Origin of the sequence: Frigidibacter sp. RF13 (assembly GCF_026626305.1) — a bacterium.
Taxonomy (GTDB): domain Bacteria; phylum Pseudomonadota; class Alphaproteobacteria; order Rhodobacterales; family Rhodobacteraceae; genus TMP-24.
This window is the reverse complement of the sequence record NZ_JAPNUE010000004.1, coordinates 250,028-257,311: the sequence shown is the minus strand read 5'-3', so window position 1 is coordinate 257,311 and position 7,284 is coordinate 250,028. Positions and strand designations below refer to the sequence as shown.

Sequence of the window (7,284 nt, the reverse complement as noted above, 5' to 3'; positions counted from 1 at the left end):
TAACCTGAAATCGATGAGCCCGACCTCTCCGATCCAAAGTCAGGCCGCCTGTTCCAAATCATTTGACGACGGACAATCTTCGCATATGGCGACGTCTCCTCTCAGGAAAGCGCCCGTCACAGTATCGAGGACTGTGCCGCCCTTCAGCACGAGATCGGCAGGTGCGAGACCACGGGCCTGATCGATGATTTTTGCGAGAGATGGAGCTTGCGTCATGCTTACTCCACCATCTGCATGCCGAGGCGGGTCAGAGTTCTTCGCTCGATCATCAAGATTGCGTAGTAGAAGGCAACCGACAGGCAGACCGACACGGCTGCGACCGTCCAGATCATCCCGTAGTCGAGATATCCGCGCGACTGGTTCAGGAGATTGCCAAGCCCGGTGCCGGTGGCCAGCCATTCGGCGATCATCACGCCAAGAAGCGCCCTTGGCACCGTAAGGCGCGTCGCCGCGAAAAGGTAAGGAAGCGCTGCCGGGATGGAGACCATGCGAAGCTCTTTCCAGGCCGAAGCGCCATAGGCCCTTGGCAGGTCTAGCACCGACTGCGGCACGCGCTGGATGCCCTGCACCAGAAGGACGAAGGCCGGAAAGAAGGTCACGGAGATTGTGATCCAAAGCGTCACCGAATAGCCGCGCCCCAGCATCAGGACAAGAAGTGGCGTCAAGGCGACGAGCGGCATGGTCTGGGTGACCAAGGCAATTGGCATGAAGGTCTTGATAAAGCCCGGAAACATGCGCGCCGAAATGGCGAGGAGGAAGGCGAAGCTCAAACCTGCGACCATGCCGACTGCCGTGATCGGCAGCGTCTGGGCCAGTGCCGCAAGAAGCTTTGCCCGCGCGACATGCGACGTTTCGGCCAGAAAGAGATAGTCCACGACACCGAGCGGCGTTTTCGAAATCAGGTCCGGCACACCTGTCAGCTTGATGAAGGCCCACCAGAGGAAGAAGGGCAGAAGCGCCGCGCCTGCGATGACGGCGATGCGGAACCACAGCGGCCGGTCGCGGTTGTCCGGAACAGATCGCCCGGACGTGCTACTCGCTGCCCGTCGTGGGCGCTCATTCGTGAAAATCGTGCCGCTGCCTTTTCACAGGGGGCGGGCTTTGTGGGATCCCATCGGAATGGTCGGTCCTGGCGAAGCGGCCTTCTTCTCCCGGGTTGTCCCGCAGTGAATGCCCGGTCCAGGGGCAGGCCTCGGAGGCGGCGCCTTTCGCGGAATTGTTCACCGGTTCATCTGCAAATGGCAGTATTGAGCCGTTAGAACATGACATGAACAATGCCAGCTTCCACAGCATGCTGCGGTTCGAGGAGGCGACGACACCAAGATGTTGCCTCGACGCAACGCCTCTCCACCCAAGTCTGACTGGCCGGATCGAACGCAGCCCTTCCCAGATCGTCTGCTGGGTTCCCTGATCCGCCCGCAGTTTACCCTGATCAAGTCATTTGAATTCCCTGTTATCACGCAGAGGGAAACCGCCCCCAATGCATTGAAACGACGCGGTTGATCAGGACACAATCGCTGAAGCAGGCCCAAAACGCGCCGAATTCCTTGTGACCTCCCTGCAAGCAGGGATTTGCGCGGCAGAGACGGGTTCGCCAAGAACTGCGACCACCACCATCTTCCTCAGGATATGTCTCTTCGGTATTTGCGCCCCGGCTGTGCCCTGCGCAATAGTCACGCACCGCGTCTCCGAATCTCTCAGCCGATCAGCAATGCTCGGGCGGCGTCGCGGGCCGCGTCGGTGACTTTTTCGCCTGCGAGCATGCGCGCGAGTTCCGCTACCCGCTCCTCGTCGGACAGCGACAGGACGGTCGAGGTGGTCATCTGCCCGGAGACCCGCTTCTCCACCCGCCAGTGATGGGCGCCGCGCGCCGCGACCTGGGGGCTGTGGGTGACGACGAGGATCTGCGCGCCCTCTGCCAGCCGCGCGAGGCGGCGGCCGACGGCATCGGCGGTCGCGCCACCCACGCCCCTGTCGATCTCGTCGAAGATCATCGTCAGCGCCTCGCCGCCGCGCGCGAGCGCTACCTTCAGCGCCAGAAGGAAACGCGACAGCTCGCCCCCCGAGGCGATGCGGTTCAAGGCACCCGCCGGGGCGCCGGGATTGGTGGCGACGGTAAACTCCACCTGATCGCGCCCTTCCGGCCCCGGATCGGCGGGACTGATACGGGTTTCGAAATGCGCCCGCTCCATCTTCAGGGGCGCAAGTTCGGCCGCAATCGCCTTGTCGAGTGATATTGCGGCCTTCGTGCGCGTCGCCGAGAGCGCGGCAGCGGCGGCCTCATAGGCGCGTTCCGCAGCCGAAACTGCAAGGCCAAGCGCCCTGAGATTGCCCGAGGCCCCGTCAAGCCGCTCAAGCTTGCCGCGCATCTCTTCGGCGAAAGCGCCCAGATCGTCGGCCAGAACCCCATGCTTGCGGGCGAGCGCCCGGATGGCGAACAGGCGCTCTTCTACCCGCTCCATCTCTGCCGGGTCCCAGCTCAACGCGTCAAGGCACTCTTCCACGCCTTGCGTTGCCTCGCCGAGTTCCGTGACAGCCCGCGCCAGTGCCGTCAAAGCTGCGTCCAGCCTTCCCTCGGCCTTGTCGGCCGCGCCTTCCAGCCAGCGGGTGGCATCGCCCAGAAGCCCCTCGGCACCCTCGGGCCCCAGCGCCTGCGCGGCCCGCGCGATATCCTCGCGGATGCGTTGCCCGGCCTGCATCATCCGCCGCCTTGCGTCGAGCTCGGCTTCCTCGCCCGGCTGCGGCTCGAGGCGGTCGAGCTCGCCCACCGCATGGCGCAGATAGTCCTCCTCGGCCTTCAAGGCCGCCGCCCCCGCCTCGGCCTCGGCCAGTGCCTGACGGGCGGCCTGCGCGGCGCTCCAGGCGGCGCGTACGGCACCTGTGTCGGCGCCCGCGAAGAGGTCGAGCATCTGGCGATGGCCCCGCGGGTTCAGAAGGCCGCGGTCGTCATGCTGGCCATGAAGCTCGATCAGGCAGTCTGAGAGGTCGCGCAACACTTCTGCCGTCGTCCGCCGGTCATTCACGAAGGCCGTGCGCCGCCCTTCGGCGGTGACGACACGGCGAAGGATCAACTCATCCCCGGCCTCTATCCCGGCCTCGGCAAGCAGCCCGCGCGCGGCGTGGCCCTCGGGCAGGTCGAAGATCGCCGTCACCTCGCCCTGCGTTGCGCCCTGCCGCACCAGATCGGCACGGCCCTTCCAGCCCAGAACAAACCCCAGACAATCGAGAAGGATGGACTTGCCCGCCCCGGTCTCGCCGGTCAGCACATTGAGACCCGGCCGGAACTCCAGTTCCAGCCGGTCGATCAACAACATGTCGCGGATATCGAGCGTGCGGAGCATCCCGTCCCTCAAAAGGGGCCGTCAGGCCGCTCCCTCACGCGCGGCGGGCCTCACAGCCATTCGCCCTTGATCATCTGGCGATAGATCGAGGCAAGCCAGCTGTCTCCGCGCACCTTGGGCTGCAGACCTTGCTTGGTCAGAAGACGGTGGCCGTCCTCATACCAGTTGGTCGACTGGAAATTGTAGCCAAGGATTGCACCTGCCGTCATCGCCTCGTCCTCGATGCCGAGCGAGAGGTAGCATTCGATCAGGCGATAGAGGGCTTCGGGCGTGTGGGTCGTGGTCTGGTACTGTTCCACCACGACGCGGAAACGGTTGATCGCGGCGGTGTAATGCTTCTTCTTCAGATAGTAACGGCCGATCTCCATTTCCTTAGCCGCGAGATGGTCGAAGGCGAGGTCGAATTTCAGCATCGCCGACTTGGCATATTCGCTGTCGGGATATTCCTCGATCACGGCGCGCAGCGCCTGCAGCGCCTGGAAGGTCAGGCCCTGATCGCGGCCGACCTCGTCGATCTGGTCGTAATAGGAAAGCGCCAGCAGGTACTTCGCGTAAGCCGCGTCTTCTTCCGCCGGGTAGGTGTCGATATAGCGCTGCGCGGTGGCGCGGCTGTTCTCGTAATCGCGGTCCTTGTGATAGGAGAAGGCCTGCATGATCAGCGCGCGCTTGGCCCATTCCGAATAGGGATAAAGCCGCTCGACTTCCGAGAAATAGCGCACGGCATCCTTGCCCTTGCGCGAGGTTTCGAGCGTGAATTCGCCGCGATTGTAGATTTCTTCGGCCGAGAGCGTATCAAGCGGGGCTTCCTGCTGGCCGCCACCGCAGGCGGAGAGCGCCGCCACCAGGGCCAGGCTTCCGACAAGATTTGCCGCTCTTCTGCCCCGCACCATGACCTGCCTACCCTATCTCTGTTCTTCCTTTATCCGGGTCCGCACGCAGATGCGCAAGGCCCCGTCCGCCCTTCGGCTTCGCCCCTCCTAGCACAGAAAAATCGGCGGCGCAAAACGGCTTTGCGTGCTTTCTGATGCTGTTAAGGGAAGGCTTCGCCGGCTCAGGCAACGGCCGGAATATCGGCCGTGCGGACACCCGCACCCGGCAGGCGACGGCGCAGGTTCGCGTCGCATTCGCGCACCCGGTAAGCGTCGGGTCGGGCAAAAAGCGCGCGCAGCAGCTTGTTGGTCATCGCATGGCCCGCGCGGTTGCCGGTGTAGCGGCCAAGGATCGGCGCGCCCGCAAGCGCGAGATCGCCGAGCGCATCGAGCATCTTGTGGCGCACCGCCTCGTCGGCACGGCGGAAGCCGCCGGGCGAAAGGATTCGCTCGCCCTCGACCACGACGGCATTGTCGTAGGTCCCGCCAAGCGCGAGGCCCGCGGCACGCATCTTGTCGACATCGGCCTGACGGCAGAAGGTGCGGCAATCGGAAAGCTCGCGCACGAAAGCACCATTGGTCATCGACAGGCGGCGGCGCTGCTGGCCGATCGCTTCGTCGGCGAAGTCGATCGCGAAATCGATCTCGAGCGCGTCGGCCGGTTCAAGCCGCGCGACTGCATCGCCCTCGCGCACTTCGATGGGCGCAAGAACTTCAAGGCACAGAACAGGTTCGGACAGGTCGCGCAAACCACGCCCAAGGATCGCCGAGACGAAGGGCTGGGCCGAGCCGTCGAGGATCGGAACTTCCGGCCCGTTGATCTCGATCAGCGCATTATGGACGCCGCAACCGGCGAGCGCCGCCATGATATGTTCGATGGTCGAGACGCTGACACCTGCGGCATTTTCCACAACGGTGCAGAGGCGCGAGGGCGTGACCGAATCCCAGATGGCGGGCACCATCGGATCGCGCCCCACCACGTCGGTGCGGCGAAACCAGATGCCATGATTGGCCGAGGCGGGCTTCACCACCATGCGCACAGGCACGCCGGTATGAAGCCCGACGCCCTGGAAAGAAGCCGCTGATCTGAGAGTGGTCTGCAACGAGTGCCCCGATTATACGATGCCGGATTGGTCGGCCCGCTTTGGCTTGGAAGGAGGTAATCACGCGGGCGGAAAGACTCAATTCACTCTTTGTAACGGATTGAAACAAAGACATGTCAGCCAGGCAACGCAGATTCCGGCGCGCGCAACCCATTGAACCTAAAAGAAAAAGCCGGGCAACCCCGGCTTTCCCTCTTCACGGTGACGTTGCGTCGCTGCGCGCGCAATGCGGCAGTGCAGCAATGTCTCAGTTGGCCTGACGGCGCAGGAAGGCGGGAATCTCCACCCGGTCCTGATCGGGACTTGCGCCCTCTTCGTCGTCATAGTCCTGCGTAGCGCGCGGCTGCTGGGCGGCGGGCTGCTGCGTGCGGAACGAGGGTTGAGCCCGCTCCGGCGCAGCCTGACCGCCGGTCATCCGGTTGATCAGCGAGTTGATGCCAAAGCGCGGTTTGTCGACAGACGCAGGCTGCGGCGCGGCTGCCTGTGCGGGCCGTGCCGCGGCAGCGGCCATCGGCTGGGCCGAGGGCTGGCGGCTGACCGCCGCCTGAAGGCGGGCGAGCGCCTCGGGCGAGGGCGTGCCGGGCGTGCGCGGACGCGGCGCGACGAAAGCTGCGCTGTCATCGTCCACATGATGCAGGTCGCGCTGCGCGGTCTGGGCAACCGTCGGCTGCGGCCGGTAAGCGGGAGGCGGCAGATCATCCTCGACCGCCTTCGGGGCGACGAAAGCGGGGGACTGGTCGAACAGTGACGGTTCGTTCGCGGCCGCAGGCTGTTCGGCGCGGACCGGCTCTTCACGCACCGGCGCGACCTGAGCGGCCACCGGTTGCGCGACAGGCGCGGGCTGCGGGGCCGGTTGGGGCGCCGGCTGCACCGCAGTTTGCTGCACGGGTTGCTGGGCCAGCGGCTCGGCCATGCGGCGGCGCGCCACCGGAACTTCGGCCTGGGCTTGCGCCGCGTCGATACCGGTCGCAACGACTGACACGCGCATCGCGCCTTCCATGCTTTCGTCCAGCGTCGAGCCGACGATGATATTGGCGTCGGGATCGACCTCTTCGCGGATACGGTTGGCCGCTTCGTCAAGTTCGAACAGCGTCAGGTCATTGCCGCCGGTGATATTGATAAGAACGCCCTTGGCGCCGCGCAGGCTGATTTCGTCCAGCAGCGGGTTGGCGATGGCCTTTTCGGCCGCCTGAACCGCGCGATCCTCGCCTGCGGCCTCGCCGGTGCCCATCATCGCCTTGCCCATCTCGTCCATCACCGCGCGGACGTCGGCGAAGTCGAGGTTGATCAGGCCCGGACGGACCATCAGGTCGGTCACGCCCTTGACGCCCTGATAAAGTACGTCGTCGGCCATGGCGAAGGCTTCTGTGAAGGTCGTGCGTTCGTTGGCCAGACGGAAGAGGTTCTGGTTCGGGATGATGATCAGCGTATCGACGACCTTCTGCAGGGCCTCGATCCCTTCTTCGGCCTGACGCATACGCTTGGCGCCTTCGAACTGGAAGGGCTTTGTCACCACGCCGACGGTCAGGACACCAAGCTCACGCGCCGCCTGCGCGATGATCGGCGCGGCGCCGGTTCCGGTACCACCGCCCATGCCGGCGGTGATGAAGCACATATGCGCGCCCGCGAGGTGATCGACGATCTCTTCGATGGTTTCCTCGGCGGCGGCAGCCCCGACCGATGGCCGCGCGCCTGCGCCCAGACCTTCGGTCGCGCGAACGCCCATCTGAATACGCGCCTGCGCATGGTTCTGCGCCAAGGCCTGCGCATCGGTGTTCGCCACCACGAATTCGACGCCCTCAAGCTCCTTCGCGATCATGTTGTTGACGGCATTGCCGCCCGCCCCGCCCACACCGAAAACCGTGATACGCGGCCTAAGATCCTCACGATCGCTCATCGTCAAATTCAATGCCATTGGTAACCGCCTGCAATTGTTGGGCCGAACCGGCCATGCCCCCACATTCCGAGGAT

The 7,284-nt window shown here is 64.7% G+C and carries 6 protein-coding genes; all 6 read right to left on the bottom strand.

Going from position 1 to position 7,284, the window contains the following annotated elements:
- Positions 1-39: 39 nt before the first annotated feature.
- Positions 40-216 carry a hypothetical protein gene (locus tag OU426_RS11155; RefSeq protein WP_267634068.1) on the bottom strand — a complete coding sequence of 59 codons (177 nt, stop codon included), beginning with the start codon at positions 214-216 and terminating at the stop codon, positions 40-42.
- 2 nt (positions 217-218) lie between these two features.
- A complete protein-coding gene (locus OU426_RS11150; RefSeq protein ID WP_267634062.1) occupies positions 219-911 on the bottom strand; it encodes an ABC transporter permease in 693 nt (230 codons plus the stop codon).
- Positions 912-1,697: 786 nt separating this feature from the next.
- Positions 1,698-3,341 (bottom strand): DNA repair protein RecN, encoded by a 1,644-nt coding sequence (gene recN / locus OU426_RS11145; RefSeq protein WP_267634061.1) that lies wholly within the window; start codon positions 3,339-3,341, stop codon positions 1,698-1,700.
- 50 nt (positions 3,342-3,391) lie between these two features.
- Complete coding sequence (locus tag OU426_RS11140; RefSeq protein ID WP_267634060.1) at positions 3,392-4,231, bottom strand: outer membrane protein assembly factor BamD; 840 nt, start codon at positions 4,229-4,231, stop codon at positions 3,392-3,394.
- 161 nt (positions 4,232-4,392) lie between these two features.
- A complete protein-coding gene (gene lpxC / locus OU426_RS11135) occupies positions 4,393-5,313 on the bottom strand; it encodes a UDP-3-O-acyl-N-acetylglucosamine deacetylase (protein WP_267634059.1) in 921 nt (306 codons plus the stop codon).
- Between the two features lie 247 nt (positions 5,314-5,560).
- Positions 5,561-7,228 (bottom strand): cell division protein FtsZ, encoded by a 1,668-nt coding sequence (gene ftsZ, locus OU426_RS11130; protein ID WP_267634058.1) that lies wholly within the window; start codon positions 7,226-7,228, stop codon positions 5,561-5,563.
- Positions 7,229-7,284: the final 56 nt, after the last annotated feature.